A 17,171-nucleotide genomic window follows, 5' to 3' on the forward strand; every position below is an offset into this window, starting at 1 on the left:
TTGGCGAATTTCAAAACAATTACTAGCCAACATGCTTTGAAGAAAAGTCTTTGCTCCAGCGTTTCAATAACGCTGGTAAACGCATCAATCTTCCAACCAATATACACGCAGCACAATGAGTCATGAACTACTAGCAGCTAACAAAATTATCGGTATTGAAGTTTTAGTCAAAAAATTTTAACGTTTGGTCAATATACTATTGTAACTAAAACCCATTCAGTCCTAAATTTTGAAATATTCTAATTAAGAAAAGTTATTTCTAATAAATTTCATAAAATGACGACCACTCAAATATTTATCGAATTATTGATCACCGGTATAGGAGGAGTTACCTGGATAATAGCTTTTATTTGTGCTTTTTGTGGTCTGGATTTAGAAAATATTATATTCAAAGATTTTTCATCTTCGTCTTTAATTCTGCTTGCAGTGTTCGCTTATGTTTTGGGGATCATGATTGATCGCTTGGGTTATCATTTCTTTATAGGATTTGAGGAGAAAAAAATTTCAAAGGTATTTCCAAATGACAATAAATACCCAAACGAAAAAGATTTTGGAAAAAAAAGAGATATTATTTACCCAAAACCGATGATAACTTATATTATAAGTTGTTCCTCTAATCTAGAAGAACAGATAGTTTACAACAGAACACGATTAAGATTATGCCGATCTTGGATTATAAACTTCTTTTTTCTGTTCTTTTCTTTCTTGACATACTACCTCATGATGCAAACAACGGCTCCGTATTTCCTCTATGTATTTCATTTTTCATTTCTGTTTTTTGTTTTATCCCTATGGATTTGGAATAGACTATCTGAAGATTACTACAAGAATATCAAAAGTAGCTTTGATATTTTACAAGAAGAAAAATGGCTTGACAAGCCCCACGCAAAATAAGATATATTATTCAGCCATTTTTACAATTGCTTAATTTGGTGGCTCATTGATTTTGTTTTTCCTGTCATATACTACTCTTTTAGTAATCTTTTTTGATCACAAAAAAATAAAATCCAACTTAATAACAGATATAAGGGGGCAACACGTTCCGGAATATCAAACTGGCAAAACTCGAACCAAGATCCTTTTGACCAACGGATTGCAATATGACCAGTGGCGGAATGCGGGCGACATCCCTGTCAACCGTTACAAAACTTGATGCGTGGCAGACTGTTTCAAGCTACCACTGCGCCCGCCATTGGTTATATTGCCTGTTAGGGGCTGGTGTTTAATTAGTTGTCAATTGTCATTGTAAAATTTCCAATTTATATTCAATTCTTCTTTAGTCACTTTTTCTTGAATTTTATTCTTTAAAGGTTTTCTGTGTTCAACCCCACAAATAAAAACAGCGATGTTAAAATCATTTTTTCTACTGTAATCATAAATGTTCTTTAACATTTCACATTCTCGGTTATTATTAAGTGCTCTTTCTGATTCATATTCACGAGATAGTTTTATATCATTTATTTCTGTTAAAACCTTTTTTTCAATATCACTAATTTTGTCCAGAAGTTCATAACATGCATTACTATTTATAAAGTCAAACCCGTGGTTTGTAATCATTGATATTTGTTTATTCCAAAGGTTTATATATTCAGGACTTCTATTTGCGATTTTATCAGCTCCACTAAAAAGGTCTCTTTCATCTAATGGGTATGTGTCAACAGGGAAATGTTTTACAGAATAATTTCGTATATAATTCTTAATTGCAATCGCTTCTATTGTATTAGGAATGGAATTGTCAGCATATACCATAGAAAAAGTTTCAAAGCAAAGTTCTTCAAATATTACTCCTGGTTGTATTTCTTCTATGATTTTATATAATTCATTGGGGTTACATTTTCCAAGGTTTTTATGGAATGAAGAAATAATAATAATGTTGTGCATAAATTTCCATATTTTGTCTGTACGTTGGCATTTTTATTTTGTTAATAACCCTGTCAAACAACGGGTTATTGCTTTTCTAATATCATCTGCTTCAGTTGCTCCTATTCCTTCTGCTGTACATGAACATATTAGTGTATGTGATTCAGCAGAAATGAATTGTATAGTAACTTCAATTGTATATCCACCAAGTCCACCAGCGATATTTCTTTTGCCACTTTCTCCGTAATTAACAATTAGAGTTTGGTTATTTAATTCTCGTTTTAATTCAGGCAATCTAATTAAACCTTCTTTTGTTAATATTCCTGTGATAACATCGCTTGGATTAACACTCTTGCTGGAAGAATAATATTGTCCACCATATGTAGCACCAGAACTTGAGGTCAAACCGACTGTGGGTGTTATATAAAAGAATTTGAAGGCTTCAATAGATTCATTTTTAATGATAATCGGCGGTTTTAGAGAAGCACAACTACTTATCCAAATGCTAGTAATGGAAATTATCAAAAATCGAATATTTTTCATATGTCGAAATTTAGTTAAACCTTGTGCTGCTTGGTCAACTACACTTGCCCCTAACTATTATTTATCACAATTACATTATAAATCTCAAAAAGCAAATTGTGTATTAATCCTAATTATCAAAAACACCTTAAATCTAATAAAAAAAGTAAAATACCCACCCAACAATTGACCAATTGCGAGTGATATTCGATTAGTGGAACAAAGAAAAGCGTTTTATCAGAAGCATTTCGCCCGGTGTGAATGTACCAATCATGCCATCATACGGAACTTCGGGAACATTCTGTGCAATCATTCCCCCTGTTCACGCCCCGATATTTATGCAAAGTTTGAAGATGGGTTTTGCGATGAGATGATTTGGGAAGCGTTACTCCGTATGGGATTCCAGAAGTTGGTTTACAGAAGAGCTCGACGGATCGCAAGAGATTCAGACCATCATCCAGAATGCCGGGAAAACAGGGAGTTGATTTGCAGAGCCAGTCCTGATAAACAATTTTTGTCAAACATCTTTATAGCACCACATTTTATCTTGCCCGGATTTCCCTTCAAATAAATGAACGCCCTATTTTGGCGAATGAAGATTTACAGACTAATAATAAAAGAAGCAATAAACAGAAAAGCCCTTGCAACATATAATGTTACAAGGGCTTGTTCTATTTTTTTTGTGATCCCGGAGGGACTCGAACCCCCAACCTCCTGGGCCGTAACCAGGTGCTCTATCCAATTAAGCTACGGAATCAATGTTCATCAAATGCGTTTCGTTCAAACGCGGTGCAAATATAGGAACTTTGAACGAATACAAAAATCATTTTCAATAAAAAAATCACAAAAAATTTATTCAGTTTTTCTCAAATTTGATTTACAGGATATTGTGATGATAAATATACAACATCCCGTGCGCTGAACTTTTCCAGACGCACGGGATGTCCCACATTGCACCAAGGCTCAATCAATGGTCGTACTTAAATGTCAACACCTTCTCAAAATCATCCCTATCTCCACTCGATTTAGCCTTCAGAACAAATTGAACCTCATCCTGTTCTTCTGTTTTTAAAGTTTCCAAATTAAAGGATACAGTACCATACATTTTGTAGTTGTAAGGGTCATTGTTTCTATTATGCCTGAATTCCAAAATGGGAAGCCCCTCTTCGTTAACCGGATTTTCCACATCCTGAACCAGATTAATGAAATGGATACGCCCTCCGCCTCCGTATATAAATCGGATAGTGAGAAAATCGCCCGTGAACCAATAATCCCTGATTGTTACGGGATCATGGCCAATGCTGTCGGCGTTTTCGGGAGTAAGTTCCAGAATGCCTTTTGTCAGAATCTCCGACAGATCGTTCACTCTTACATAGTGATCAATTTGTCCTTCGGCATCACCCAGTATGGTATAACTGATCCATACCCGTTGTCCGTCTTTAGTTTTAAAATGGGGAACAGCCGTAGCCGACGGGAATAACCTGTCGCCGTTATCGGCGACAACAACATAGGGAGAGATGTCCCCTTTCTCAATGGTGCCGGTAGTTACCCAGTACTTTCCAAGCGAGTAACTATCATCATCTTTTAAACACCCCTGCAACAAAAACATAGTTGCTAAAATTGTAACGAATGGTAACATTAACTTTCTCATCTTTTATATCCTCCTGTTTTTTGTCAAACTAAAACTATCTCACTCAACCGTTAGATGAAAAAAAAATGTATGGTTGCTTTAACTGCTCCAAAAATCAGTCCAAAACAGATCAAAACTTTTTAAAAAATGGTCTGGAAATTGCATCGCATTGGTTATTTTAGCGACGGGGATATGAGGTTTGAAGTTTGAGGTCAGGGTTGATGGTTTTGGGTTTATGGTTGGAGGGTGACAAGGTAGCAGGGAGAACGGAGAACGGAGAACGGAGATGAAGCGCAGCGTAATTCCGCAAAGCGGAACCGGAGAACGGCCGGAACAGGCCCTGGATTTTGGTGATAATGTTGAATGAAATTTAAAATTACGATATAATATGGCAAGGTGTACCGGACTGTTTTTGATAATTATTAGCGCTTTATATATTTCACCCACTTTAAGCAGGGCACAATACAACTACCCGCGATGGGATTTTCATATGCCACTGGACATTGATCTGGTGGTGAGTGGTAGTTTTGGAGAGCTTAGAGGCAGCCATTTTCATTCAGGGGTTGATTTTACAACGCATGGTAAAACCGGACTTCCCATTTACTCCATCGACGACGGGTATGTATTTCGCATAGCTGTTTCGCCGGTTGGATTTGGAAAAGCAATATATGTGAATCATCCCAACGGATTTTCATCGGTTTATGCACATGCCGAGTGGTTTTCTAAAAGCATCGAGGAGATTGTTACAAACATCCAGTACGAAAAGGAATCCTTCGCCATTGATGAGAGTTTTGCACCGGGCGAAATTCCGGTAAAGAGGGGTCAGATCATCGCATATTCAGGCAATTCTGGAAGTTCTGGTGGTCCGCATTTGCATTTCGAAATTCGTGAAACCGACACGCAAAAACCCATCAATGTTCATTTTTTTGATTTTCCCGTTAAGGATGATGTTCCTCCGCACATCGAAGCTGTGGTTATATACCCTTTGAATGAACAGAGCAGGGTGAATGGAAAAAGCGAACCACTTTACCTCCCCGTGGTGTTTCATTCCGGCAGGTTTCACCTGCGCGGAAATCCCAGAGTCGAAGCTTCCGGACAAATAGGTGTAGGTATTGAAACATTGGATTATTTTACCGGTTCCTGGCGAAAATGCAGCGTTTATTCCATTCAACTAATTGTGGACGAACAACCTTGGTTTAAATCGAGACTGGATGGTTTTCTTTTTAGTCAAACCCGTTACCTAAACAGTCACATAGATTTTAAACGACGCCGTACTCATCGTCAGGTCATTCAAAAGAGTTTTCTGGACGAAAACAATCAACTTGACATATATCAAACCGGGGCATCCCGCGGCGTTGTGGCCATGACCTCAGGCGAATCCCGTCAGTTTCATTACAGAGTTAAGGATGCTGCCGGCAACCTGTCGCAACTCATATTCAACATACATGGGACAAACCCGCCACGAATTCCAGAAGTCTCGGCAGCACCAAAAATGGAGACACTTCATCCGGCAAGTGCATGGAGTGATTCCTTTGGCGATTTCGGGGTGAGTTTTCCGGCCAACAGCTTTTACTCCCGTGTAAAAGCTGATTTCAATGTGATACCCAATCCCGGAGTTGGCATTGGGCAACACTTTTCGGTCTTGAACGAAAATGTCCCCATCCATCAGTTTTTTGAGATTACCATTCCCATTCCTCATCAATACCTAAACCACCAGCGACTTACAGCCGCCAGGGTTGGAAACAATGGATCTCTCATTTATGCAGGTGGCACGCGCAGAGGAAATCAAATGGTGGTACGCACGCGCGATGCAGGAACCTACTGCCTTACCACCGACGAAACCCCTCCAACACTGAGGTTGCTGAACATTCCCGCCGGACGTAATTATTCAAACCGGGATGCCATCAGGGTTGATATCAGAGACAATTTCAGTGGCATTGCCAGCTACAGAGCGACCATTAATGGCGAGTGGGCACTTTTTGAGTATGATCCGAAAAACAACCTACTCATTGGTTTTTTTGATAAATTCAGAATCAACAAAGGCCAGCGCCATACGCTGGAGATTGTTGCCACCGATAACGTTGGCAACGAAACCCGACTATCAACAGACTTTATCTATTAGCCTGTTGAACATTCTGCTGTTGTAATTTATTTTATATTTGTGTACTTGATATAAAACACCGAATGGTAAGAAAACTATACATATTACTCATACCGCTTTTGCTGGCAGCTCCGGTTAAGGCCCAGATCGACACCGACCGAATGACCATCATAGGACGGAATGCTCTCTTTTTCGAAGATTACATTCTTGCCATACAATATTTTAATCAGGTAATCAGGACAAAACCCTATCTGAGCAGACCCTATTTATATAGAGCGCAGGGAAAATATTACCTCGACGATTTAAAAGGTGCAGAGGCAGACTGTTCTCTGGCTCTTGATCGAAATCCGTTTTTTGTAGATGCATACAACCTTCGGGGAATTATTCGCCAACGCCTTGGCCGAACCAACGAAGCCATTGCCGATTTCAGGCGAGGCCTTGAAATCGACCCCGAAAATGTTAATCTGATCACAAACATCGGAATTGCCTACATCAATGCCGAAGAGTACGAAAAAGCCGTTGAAACCTACTCTCAGGCCATACGCCTCGCTCCCAACCTTGTCAATGCCTGGCTGAATCGTGGACACGCAAAAGTTTCCGCAGGTGATACCATTGGAGGATTATCAGATTTTACCAGAGCCATCGAAATAAACCCCTATATTCCTGAAGGATTTACCTACAGAGCCATTGTTAATTATCAGTTGTCTGAATTTGAAAAATCACTGGAAGACCTGAACGAAGCCATCCGGCTTCGTCCCGAAGATGGCCGGCTGTTCATGACAAGAGGATTCATCCGATACCAACTGGATGATTTACGTGGTACCGTAGAAGATTTTGACAAAGTAATTGAGCTGGAACCTCGTAATGCGTTGGCCTACCACAACCGTGGAATCCTCAGGGCACAAGTTGGTGACCTAAACAGAGCCATTGATGATTTCTCCAGAGTTCTTGCCTTGCGATCCGACGACTTACTGACCCTTTACAACCGGGCGCTTTTATATATGGAAACCGGACAGTTGGAAAACGCCCTGGCCGATTTGGACATTGTGGCCGATAACCATCCCGATTTTGCCCCTGTTTATTATAACCGGTCGCAGGTAAAACATCTGTTGGGCGACAGACGGGGTGCAGAATTGGACTATGGCACAGCCATGAGTCTGGAAATGGATCGCAGACAAGCCTCCGACCGCGCTGAAACTATAGGCAGCAATGAATCAGAAGATGAAGAAACCGGGGGACGTAAAGCCACCAGACGGGAATCTGACCGGGACATCCGCAACTATGATAGAATTGCAGTTCTTGATGACTTTGGAAGCGAACAACCCGAGGAGCTGGCAGGTACTTCTCTAAGAGGCAGAATTCAATACCGCAATGTGGTGATTGACCTTGAACCGGTATTTGGACTTACATATTACCCGGGAGATACCCTCGTACATCGCTTACGATATTTCAATATTGATCTGGATGGATTTAATAGACGGAGAATAACCGACAGGCCACTTCAAATATCCAATCGTGAAAAGGAGTTGGAAAGAACGACTTCGGCCGGGGTGTTTGAAGAGATTAACAGATTAACCACATATATCAACGAGAATCCAGACAGCAGGGACATTGAGGGCTACCTGTTGGCGCGGGGTGCTCTTTATCAGTCGGTTTTGAATCTGAACAATGCGATGAATGATTACAACCGAGTGCTTGAGATTAATCCTGAGAATTATCTGGCACTCCTAAATCGTGCCTACGCACGATTTAAAATGGTGGAGTTGGTTCGATCTCTGGATGAAGAAACCCCTGAATCACCCCAAAGACTTGATGTGAGAACCACAACGACAAGACCGCCAACTCAACCAAGTGAAAGAGAGCGACGTATACTGGATTACGACCTGATAATTTCTGATTTACAGAAAATCAAAACCATCAATCCCGATTTTGCTTTTGCTCATTTTAATATTGGAATGATATACGCCACCCAACGAAATTTTGAAGAAGCACTCCTCTATTTCAGCCAAGCCATAGAACTCAGTCCCGATTTTGGAGAGGCCTGGTTTAACCGAGGACTGATCAGAATTTTCATGGAGCAGGAAATAGAAGGAACTCTTGATTTAAGTAAGGCCGGAGAACTTGGCATATTCGAGGCATACAATGTAATTAAACGTTACGGGATTGGTCCCGGATCCATGATGGAAGAGGAAGAATAAAAAATGAGTGAATTACCTCAAAATATAGACACCAACAATCCTGAGTTTCAGGATGCCTTGCGTCTTATTCAACATACCAACAGTTCCGTTTTCCTCACAGGCCGTGCAGGAACAGGAAAATCCACATTTTTGAAATACGTGTGTAACAACACGCATAAAAAACATATTGTACTGGCTCCAACAGGAATAGCAGCCATCAATGCCGGTGGAGTTACCATCCATTCATTTTTTAAAGTTCCCTTTCGGCCCATACTGCCAAACGATCCCGATTTGTCAACCAAAGAGAGACGAATTTATGACTTTTTGAAATACAACAAAGCAAAAATGCAGCTTATCAGAGAAGTGGAACTCATCATCATTGATGAAATATCCATGGTACGCTGCGATATCCTTGATTTCATAGACCAAGTGTTGCGGGTTTATACGGGAAACAAAACAGCTCCCTTTGGAGGTAAACAGATGCTTTTGGTTGGCGATGCATTTCAGCTTGAGCCTGTGGTGAAAAGAGACGAATGGCAAATCCTCAACCGCTTTTACCGAACGCCATACTTTTTCTCGGCACAGGTTTTTAGCCGAATCCCTTTGGTTCAGATCGAGTTGCAAAAGGTTTACCGTCAAAACGACCCGGTTTTTGTAAACATTCTGGATAAAATCAGAATTAAAAATGCCTCCGATCTGGAATTAAAAACGATCAATTCGAGGCTTAATCCTCATTTTCAAACGCCTACAGACGAACTCTTCATTACGCTGGCAACACGCAGAGATACGGTAGATTACATCAACGACCAAAAACTAAACGAACTGGAAGGAGTGGAATTTTCCTTTGAAGGAACCATTTCCGGAGAATTTCCCGAATCGAGTCTTCCTACCTTAAAGCGGCTGATTTTAAAAGAAAATGCTCAGGTTATGTTTGTAAAAAACGACATTGAGCGACGCTGGTTTAATGGCAGTCTGGGAATTGTAGAGGATATAGATGAAGATGGCATTTATGTAAGACTCGAAAATGACAACATACACCTGGTCACTAAAGAGAAATGGGAAAACCTGAGATATAAATACGACGAGAAAAACAACCGAATCATTGCAGAAGAAATTGGTTCTTTTAACCAATTTCCGCTTCGATTGGCCTGGGCGGTAACCGTCCATAAAAGCCAGGGTCTCACATTCGATAAGGTAGTGATTGATTTCAGCGGAGGGGCTTTTGCCGGCGGACAGCTTTATGTTGCTCTCAGCCGCTGCCGTTCACTGGAAGGGATGGTTCTTAAAACACCGGTGGTAAAGAGCGACATCATTGTGAACAACGAGGTGGTGCAGTTTGCCAAAGCGGCAAACAACAAGCAACTCATCGAAGAGGAGTTGCGTAAAGCCAAAGCAGACAGTGCCTACCTGATGGCATTAGGTGCATTCCGAAGTCAGAACTGGCAGGATGCTGTAAAACATTTCTCAAAAGCGGTTAGCTACCGAAACGATCTGGACAAGGCAGAAATGCAACGATTCATTGTGAGGGAATTGCAGTTCATCAATCATTATAAGCATCGCATATCAGATTTGGAAGCACAGTTGGAGACCAACAGAAACAACGTGGAGGAATTTGCAAGGGAGTACTACCTAATGGCTAATGAGTGCGAAGTGAAATTCAACGATACCAGATCAGCCATTGCCAACCTCAATAAAGCTTTGAAACTGAATCCCCATTTCATTGAAGCACTGCTGCGTCGTGCTCTTTTGCTAACTAAAACGGGCGACTATCAATCGGCTGAAACCGATTGCTCATCCATTCTAAAGCAGAAACAGCGACACTTTAAGGCACTTCTGCTTCGTGGCGAAATCAGACTGGAACTCAATAAACTTTCCGGAGCCCATCAGGACTTGCTGGAAGCCATTAACCTCAGAAACAGTAATCCCAAAGCTTACAAAGCACTAAGCAAGGTTTGCGCCAAACTGGGTGAGACAAAAAAAGCAAAGGAGTATAAAAACATTGCCAAAAGCTTGGAAAATGAGCAGTTTGATTGATCCGGAGGATCATTTCAAAATAAACTATCCGCGATAGAGATTATGATTCAGAATAAACTCGTAAACCCCACATGGAACCAGAAAACGCATACTCTTTTTCTCTGCAACTGCATCTCTGATTAAGGTAGAAGAGATATCCAACAGCGGCGCATCAATGAGAGAAACATTGTCTCTGAAGTATTTGGCAGTTCCGGCGTCAAATCCAGGACGCGGATATACAATCACATTGAAGGTGGTGATGATGACTTCAGGATTTTTCCATTTTTCAAGATGAACCAGATTATCACTACCGATTATAATTGAAAATTGTCTGTCGGGATGCTTCTCCTTTAAAGCGAAGAGAGTATCGATGGTGTAGGATGGTCTGGGCATGGAGAATTCAATATCATTGACCGAAAATCGAGGCTCATCTACAATGGCAATTTTCACCATCTCCAGCCGGAGATTTTCATCAGCCAAATCTTGCGATTCTTTTAAAGGATTACTCGGCGTTACAATAAACCAGATTTCAGATAGGTCAGAATATTCCAGGATGTAGTTGGCCAATGCCATATGCCCGATGTGCACAGGATTAAAAGAACCGAAAAAAAGACCGGTTTTTATTTTGGCCGAATCAAGCATTTTAATTTATTTTGAGGGTTTAGAGGTATCGGGTTGAAGGGTTTATAGTTGAGAGTTGAGAGTTGAGAGTTAGTTTATGGTTGAATATTTGGGGCTAGAATGCGAAATATCAAGGGGATGAAAAACACCTCAACACTGCTTTACTAGTGCTTAGTATTGGTTAAAACGAACGTTTTAACCAAACTTTCCACCTCATCACAAGCCTTTTCAAGGATGTCGTTCACAACAATTTTATCAAAACCGGAGGAGTAGGTCAACTCCTTTTCAGCTTTGGCAACTCGTTTTTCAATAACCTCGGGGGCATCGGTATTTCTAACAACAAGCCTTCTCCGAAGTTCATCAACAGATGGTGGTTGAATAAAGATGGCCAGGGCTTCATCTCCATAATATTGCTTGATGTTAACGCCGCCTACCACATCCACATCAAAAACTACGTTTTTGCCTTGATTTCTCAAACGTTCTACTTCACTTTTCAAAGTGCCGTAGCACGTTCCCTGATACACCTCTTCCCACTCCAGAAATTCATCGTTTGCCACTTTCTGCTGAAACTCTTCATTGCTCAAAAAATGGTAATCTTCACCATTTTTCTCGTTTACCCGAGGGTTTCGGCTGGTGGCCGAAACTGAAAATGCCAGATTGAGACTTTTGCTTAAAAGGTGCTTTACAATGGTGGTTTTCCCCGAACCGGAAGGAGCCGAGAATATGATCAGTTTACCTTTCTGCATTACAGTACGTTAAGAGTTTGTTCCTTTATTTTTTCAAGTTCATCCTTCATTTTTATAACCAGACGCTGTAAATCGGCATCATTGGCTTTGGAACCAAGTGTGTTGATTTCCCGGCCAATTTCCTGACTGATGAATGCCAGCTTTTTACCAACGGGTTGCTCCTCTCCCATGGTCTCCTTAAAATAATCCAGATGATTCTTCAATCGCACTTTTTCCTCGGTAATATCAAGTTTTTCAATGTAGTAAATAAGCTCCTGCTCAAAACGGTTTTCATCAATCTTGCTGCTGTCAATTACCTCCGTAAGATTCTCTCTGATGCGGCTCTTTATTCTCTCCAGTCGCTGATTTTCAAAGGGCAATACCTGATTCATGGAATCTTCGATATGATCCAGCCGGCTCGTAATATCTTCCTGAAGTGCACGCCCCTCTTGAGAACGATACCCATCGATGGATTCGATGGCCGCCTCAATGGTGTCTTTTATGTCTGACCACTCTTTTTCGTCCAACGAAGCCTGCCCGGTTTTTAAAACATCGGGAAGCATCATGATGGTTCTTATAAAATCTGAACTTCCACCTATATTTAATTCTCCTGAAATAGCGCTTAACTGGTTGTAATAATCCTGAAAAACAGTTTTATTAATTTGCGGCAAGTTATCGGGCATCAGAGATTCAACAACAATGGTTAAATCAACTTTCCCCCGTTGAAGTCGGCCGGCAATCAGGTTTCGGATCTCATGCTCTTTTTCACGGTATAAAACAGGAATCCTGAGGTTGAGATCCAGTTGTTTTCCATTAAGGGATTTAATCTCAATATGTACTTTCTTTGCAGGGAGATCGCAAACAGCTTTGCCAAATCCGGTCATTGATTTTATCATAAACAGAATCTTTTATACAAAGGTAATAATATTAATCAACTAACCGTGTCAGAAATTATACCGGAACGAAAGACTGAGCCCTTGCCTGATCTGCAATTTACTGGATTCACTTTCATAATATCTGAAGCTACCGGTGAGGCGGGTACTCAAAAACACGTTTATTCGCATATCTAACACCAGATCCCATTCGGCCTGGATATTTTCATCTTTTGCAAAGTAGTCATAAAAAACGTTCATTCTGGAGGTAAAAGTCATGTCTTCAGCCAGTTTCCATCTAAAGTTATTCTGAAGAGATCCCCCCGTTAGGAAATTGGACTTTTTATCGGCGTCGATGTTATAGCGTGTTTGATTAATTTTCGCGGTATCAAGAACCACTGTCATCCTTGATGTAAGAGGTGATAACAGCAGGGTAAAATCTTTAACCCTGTAATCCATACCCGCTGCAAGAGAGAAATAGGCAGGAGCCATAAAAGCGGAAATTGGATTCTCCTTTTCTGTGTCGCTTGCGAGAAATCCCTCAAAAAACTGCGTTCTGAAGTTAAACAACAAACTATAGTACCACTTCTCTGTTGATTTTACCCCGTATTTACTCATCAACTCTATCAAGTCATCGTTCACCCGTGATTTGGCTCCTTCGCTTGATATAATGCCGAGTTTATGGACACCTGTATTTTCCCATTCCACGTTATCATCCTTATATATGGCACTCAAACGCAAATCACTTAACAAAGCCACCGAGTTTTGTCCCCCTCTGGCCCAGTTACTTAAATAAGCCTGAGAAAACTGAATGTTTTCCGAACCGGTAAATGTCCATGGTGATTTTTTTAAGGCGACCCTCTCCAGTCTGTCGGGACGACGGATATCATTTGGCCTGAAAAGTCCCTCAAGACTTTCCCTTCCGGTTCTCGATTGGATTGTTTCGCTGCTTCTGAAAATTCGTGGAGGATCAGGCAATTCATGCCAATCATACTGCACAAGATATGGATGATGATAATAAATATGACGGCGCATTTCGCTACCAGTTTTCACCTCACCTGCGATTAGAGTTTGCAATGTATCACTCCCACCGGGATGATTCAGAAAGTGCTGATATTTCTCAAAAGGCGTCTTTCTTTCGGTTGCCTGAAACTCTGTTAAATCAGGCAACTCCTCCTTTATGTATATAACTGGAAGAGCATGTGCCTTATAGCGTGAAATTCGGGCAGTCATAAATTCGAAACGGTATTCATTCAAAGGAAGTATTCCGGTTTTCTGACGAATTAAGCCTGCCGAAACATTTGATCGCACAGTTTGAGGTTCAAGGATAAACTGATAAGGATGATGGGGAATGAAAGAGTTTTGAAGCCTCAGTCCGGCAGATTGCTTAGCCAATGCTTCACGATATTGTTCCCGAAACTCCAAGACACCTACTCTTTCATACCAGGTTTCAGGCAAAACAAAATCAGGAAAATATATCTGAAAAGGGCGTTGTGCATGCACTTGCGCATGTGGCATCAGAAAAATCAAAAACAAAAGTCCAAATAAAAACCTCATATACATATACAAATGCATTTAAATACTTTAGAATACAGTAATAACCAATATAGGATTTCAATATTTGGAAAAATGGCTAAGATCTTTTTTCAATGGGATGATTTAATTTTTAACATGAGAATTGAATCGTTGCAAAAGTATATCAAAAACCTTTAGTAAAAAAAGGATTCAATTCAAATCTCTATGCAAAAAATAGAAAATTACCAAATATTTCCAAATTATTGAATAAATAAATCCTCAGTAATCAAAAAGTTTACCAATTTGGACGTGTTGTAAATAATAAATTCCCTTTTCTCCCAAAAATTCCGTTGTTTTGTAGTCGGTATGCCGGAACAAAGTTCCGGTTTCTACTGGAAAAACTAACTGATGAAGGATCTCACTACAGGGAATGAAGCCGGGTTGATTTTCCGATTTGCACTTCCAATGGTTATCGGTAATCTGTTTCAACAATTATACAATATTGTTGACAGCATCATAGTGGGAAAGTTTCTGGGAACAGAAGCATTGGCGGCAGTAGGAGCTTCGTTTCCCATTTTTTACACGCTGATATCTTTCTTTATTGGCATCGGGAGTGGAGCCACCATTGTAATCAGTCAATATTTTGGTGCTAAAAACTATGAAAAGGTAAAACAGGCTATCGGAACCATATACCTGTTTATGTTCGGAGCAGGCATTATACTATCTATAATCGGAATTCTATTTAGCCGTCAAATATTTACATTATTGGGCATTGGAGATGATGTAATGCCACAGGCACTGGCATATTTCAATGTTTATATGCTCGGCATGGTTGGCTTTTTTGGCTTTAACAGCACATCATCAGTTTTGCGGGGACTGGGAGACAGCAGAACTCCTCTGTTGTTTCTGGCCATTGCCACGGTTGTAAACATTGTTCTTGATGTTGTGTTCATCGTTGTTTTTAAATGGGGTGTTGCCGGTGCTGCATGGGCTACGGTTATTGCACAAATGGGCGCATTTATCTCTGCCATATTTTATCTTAACAAAAGAGATCATCTGATTCATTTCAGCATCAAATCACTTACTTTTGATGTTGAGAGTTTCCGTAAAAGCGTTAAGATTGGTTTACCAACAGGATTTCAGCAGACCTTTGTTGCTCTTGGGTTAATGGGATTGATCAGAATCATCAACAATTTTGACACGGTCACCTTAGCCGCCTACACGGCAGCCAGCAGAATTGATGCTCTTGCGGCCATGCCTGCCATGGTTCTGGCTTCTGCTCTGTCGGCTTTTGTGGGACAAAATCTGGGGGCAGGAAAAGTAGAGCGTATCAGAAAAGGCGTTTGGGCTACTCAAAAAATGGCCTGGACCATAAGTTTAGCCGTAATGCTAATTGTTCTACTCTGGGGCAATCAGTTGATGTCTCTTTTTAATGATGATCCCGAAGTCATTCGGCAGGGAAGAGAGTATCTTATCATCGTTTGCTCTTTTTATATTGTATTCTCCTCCATGTTCGTGCTTCATGGAACATTGCGAGGAGCCGGTGATACAATAATCCCCATGATTATAACCCTGATTTCACTCTGGATTGTGAGAATTCCTTTTGCCTGGTTTTTATCAAAACACTTTGGCGAATCCGGAATTTGGTGGAGCATACCCGCAGGTTGGATGGTTGGTCTGGCAGGCACCTGGATATATTACAAGAGCGGACGTTGGAAACGTAAATCAGTTGTGGAAAAGACTCCTATTCCGAGAACTTGACCAGCTTAATGGCATCTTTAAAACCCTTAACACCGGGAATAACAGTAAAGCCATCAGGTAAAGATGGGTTCAATTCTTTAATTTGATACCCCGAAACAAGAAAAGGTATCTCCGGAAATTTCTCTCTGTACAATTTCATCAAATCCTCCAATCCTTCTGTTGTATAAGCAGATATAAACGAGGTCATAAATGCATCAGCAGGTCTGACATGATGTACCTGCAACAAATCGCTCACTGGAACTGCAGGCCCCAGGTAAATAACATCCAGTCCTTCTTTACGAGCCAAAAGATTGTAAAACAACAGACCAATTTCATGCAACTCTCCTTCTGGCAAAAACATAATGATTCTGGGGCCTGAAACAGATGAATTCTGCATCTCATGATCGATGGCAACAAATAGCTTCTGACGTATAAGATTTGACATAAAATGCTCTTCAGCAGGGGAAATAGTACCCGCCTGCCATAGCACTCCCACCTTTTCGAGAAAGGGGAACAAGATACTTTCAACTGTAGACTCAAAACCGAATTTAATAACAGAAGCTGAGAGGGTATTAAGAAACTTCCTCTCATCCAACTCAAGCATGGACACCATGAGGCTCTCAATCTGGACATTATTAGTACGACCATCCAGAGACAAATCCAGCACCCGGCTGCGAATCTCAGTATCGGAAAGTCCGGCAATATGAGATATCTTTATGCCGTGATGGTTCAGAATGGATATATTCAATAAACGCTTAAGATCGCAATCTGAGTAATAGCGTATATTTGTAGGAGTTCGTTCAGGTTCAATTAGTCCATAACGTCTCTCCCACATTCTGATGGTGTGAGCTTTTATACCTGAGATTTTCTCAAGATCTTTTATTGAATATCTGGCCATTTGAATACTTTATATTTCCTTTACTAACATAGTATTTTAAGTCTTAGTCCGTTCTATAAGCCAGGTAACACACCAGGTTTGAATCAACGAAAACCGATGATTTCAACTAAGTCTCAATCCGTTTAACACGTCCTAATTTATTTTGTTCAAAATTTCGGCTAAAAATAAAAACAAAACTTTAAACTGCCATAAAATTAGTGCCCTCAATTTAAAGACCACAAGGCACAACATGCTTGAGCCAATAATATCAAAACATTACCGCAAATATATTTCAATAAATCCCATTGGTTTAAGCGTGTCGATGAAACTTGCAAACCTCCCGGACCAAAGTAACCTGTACGCCTGTAAATAATAGCGTCCGATTTAACAACAAGAACCCAAATAGTACCCAATGTTTTCCATGAAACGAGCCATGAGAATCGCAAGATCGACGAAGTCAAAGAGCTACCGCACAAGGGTATGATTATCTGTTGAGTTCTCCCGAGACTTCGAAAGCA

14 protein-coding genes and 1 tRNA gene are annotated in these 17,171 nt (G+C 40.5%); 6 read left to right on the forward strand and 9 right to left on the reverse strand.

Annotated features, from left to right (window positions below; genetic code table 11):
* Positions 1-276 precede the first annotated feature (276 nt).
* Entirely contained in the window at positions 277-894 is a 618-nt protein-coding gene (locus tag B5X70_RS14515; RefSeq protein ID WP_079558632.1) for a hypothetical protein, read from the forward strand.
* Positions 895-1,233: 339 nt separating this feature from the next.
* Here the strand turns inward: B5X70_RS14515 and B5X70_RS14520 are convergent, their stop codons facing one another.
* Together B5X70_RS14520 and B5X70_RS14525 are read right to left on the reverse strand one after the other, a co-directional pair.
* Positions 1,234-1,881 (reverse strand): hypothetical protein, encoded by a 648-nt coding sequence (locus B5X70_RS14520; protein WP_079558633.1) that lies wholly within the window; start codon positions 1,879-1,881, stop codon positions 1,234-1,236.
* Positions 1,882-1,914: 33 nt separating this feature from the next.
* Positions 1,915-2,403 carry a hypothetical protein gene (locus B5X70_RS14525; RefSeq protein ID WP_079558634.1) on the reverse strand — a complete coding sequence of 163 codons (489 nt, stop codon included), beginning with the start codon at positions 2,401-2,403 and terminating at the stop codon, positions 1,915-1,917.
* Between the two features lie 193 nt (positions 2,404-2,596).
* Between B5X70_RS14525 and B5X70_RS17945 the strand changes: the two genes are divergently transcribed.
* Complete coding sequence (locus tag B5X70_RS17945) at positions 2,597-2,953, forward strand: hypothetical protein (protein ID WP_143255085.1); 357 nt, start codon at positions 2,597-2,599, stop codon at positions 2,951-2,953.
* Between the two features lie 112 nt (positions 2,954-3,065).
* Here B5X70_RS17945 and B5X70_RS14530 read toward each other — a convergent pair.
* Positions 3,066-3,139, reverse strand: a tRNA-Arg gene (locus B5X70_RS14530).
* Positions 3,140-3,349: 210 nt separating this feature from the next.
* Positions 3,350-4,033, reverse strand: a complete 684-nt coding sequence (locus B5X70_RS14535) for a NigD1/NigD2 family lipoprotein (RefSeq protein ID WP_079558635.1) — start codon at positions 4,031-4,033, stop codon at positions 3,350-3,352.
* A 367-nt stretch (positions 4,034-4,400) separates the two neighbouring features.
* Here B5X70_RS14535 and B5X70_RS14540 point away from each other — a divergent pair, with 367 nt between their 5' ends.
* The 3 genes from B5X70_RS14540 to B5X70_RS14550 all read left to right on the forward strand — a co-directional run bounded on the left by B5X70_RS14540 (position 4,401) and on the right by B5X70_RS14550 (position 10,324).
* Positions 4,401-6,134: a M23 family metallopeptidase gene (locus B5X70_RS14540; protein WP_079558636.1), complete on the forward strand. Its 1,734-nt coding sequence runs from the start codon at positions 4,401-4,403 to the stop codon at positions 6,132-6,134.
* 62 nt (positions 6,135-6,196) lie between these two features.
* Positions 6,197-8,311 (forward strand): tetratricopeptide repeat protein, encoded by a 2,115-nt coding sequence (locus B5X70_RS14545; RefSeq protein WP_079558637.1) that lies wholly within the window; start codon positions 6,197-6,199, stop codon positions 8,309-8,311.
* A gap of 3 nt (positions 8,312-8,314) precedes the next feature.
* Positions 8,315-10,324, forward strand: a complete 2,010-nt coding sequence (locus B5X70_RS14550) for a DEAD/DEAH box helicase (protein ID WP_079558638.1) — start codon at positions 8,315-8,317, stop codon at positions 10,322-10,324.
* Between the two features lie 24 nt (positions 10,325-10,348).
* Here the strand turns inward: B5X70_RS14550 and nadD are convergent, their stop codons facing one another.
* The 4 genes from nadD to B5X70_RS14570 all read right to left on the reverse strand — a co-directional run bounded on the left by nadD (position 10,349) and on the right by B5X70_RS14570 (position 14,078).
* Positions 10,349-10,945: a nicotinate-nucleotide adenylyltransferase gene (gene nadD / locus B5X70_RS14555; RefSeq protein ID WP_079558639.1), complete on the reverse strand. Its 597-nt coding sequence runs from the start codon at positions 10,943-10,945 to the stop codon at positions 10,349-10,351.
* Positions 10,946-11,088: 143 nt separating this feature from the next.
* On the reverse strand, positions 11,089-11,670 hold the full coding sequence (gmk, locus tag B5X70_RS14560; protein WP_079558640.1) for a guanylate kinase: 582 nt from the start codon (positions 11,668-11,670) through the stop codon (positions 11,089-11,091).
* Positions 11,670-12,545 (reverse strand): YicC/YloC family endoribonuclease, encoded by an 876-nt coding sequence (locus tag B5X70_RS14565; protein ID WP_079558641.1) that lies wholly within the window; start codon positions 12,543-12,545, stop codon positions 11,670-11,672. The genes gmk and B5X70_RS14565 overlap by 1 nt, the downstream gene beginning before the upstream one ends.
* 48 nt (positions 12,546-12,593) lie before the next feature.
* The gene (locus B5X70_RS14570) at positions 12,594-14,078 is read right to left on the reverse strand and encodes a DUF3078 domain-containing protein (RefSeq protein WP_198314199.1); all 1,485 of its coding nucleotides are present in this window, start codon (positions 14,076-14,078) and stop codon (positions 12,594-12,596) included.
* Between the two features lie 366 nt (positions 14,079-14,444).
* On the opposite strand from B5X70_RS14570, the gene B5X70_RS14575 reads away from it, so the two are divergent.
* A complete protein-coding gene (locus tag B5X70_RS14575) occupies positions 14,445-15,797 on the forward strand; it encodes an MATE family efflux transporter (protein ID WP_079558643.1) in 1,353 nt (450 codons plus the stop codon).
* Here the strand turns inward: B5X70_RS14575 and B5X70_RS14580 are convergent.
* Positions 15,781-16,674, reverse strand: a complete 894-nt coding sequence (locus B5X70_RS14580) for a MerR family transcriptional regulator (protein WP_079558644.1) — start codon at positions 16,672-16,674, stop codon at positions 15,781-15,783. The two genes, B5X70_RS14575 and B5X70_RS14580, sit on opposite strands and share 17 nt — an antisense overlap.
* Positions 16,675-17,171: the final 497 nt, after the last annotated feature.

Source organism: Alkalitalea saponilacus (assembly GCF_900168165.1).
Taxonomy (GTDB): domain Bacteria; phylum Bacteroidota; class Bacteroidia; order Bacteroidales; family Marinilabiliaceae; genus Natronoflexus; species Natronoflexus saponilacus.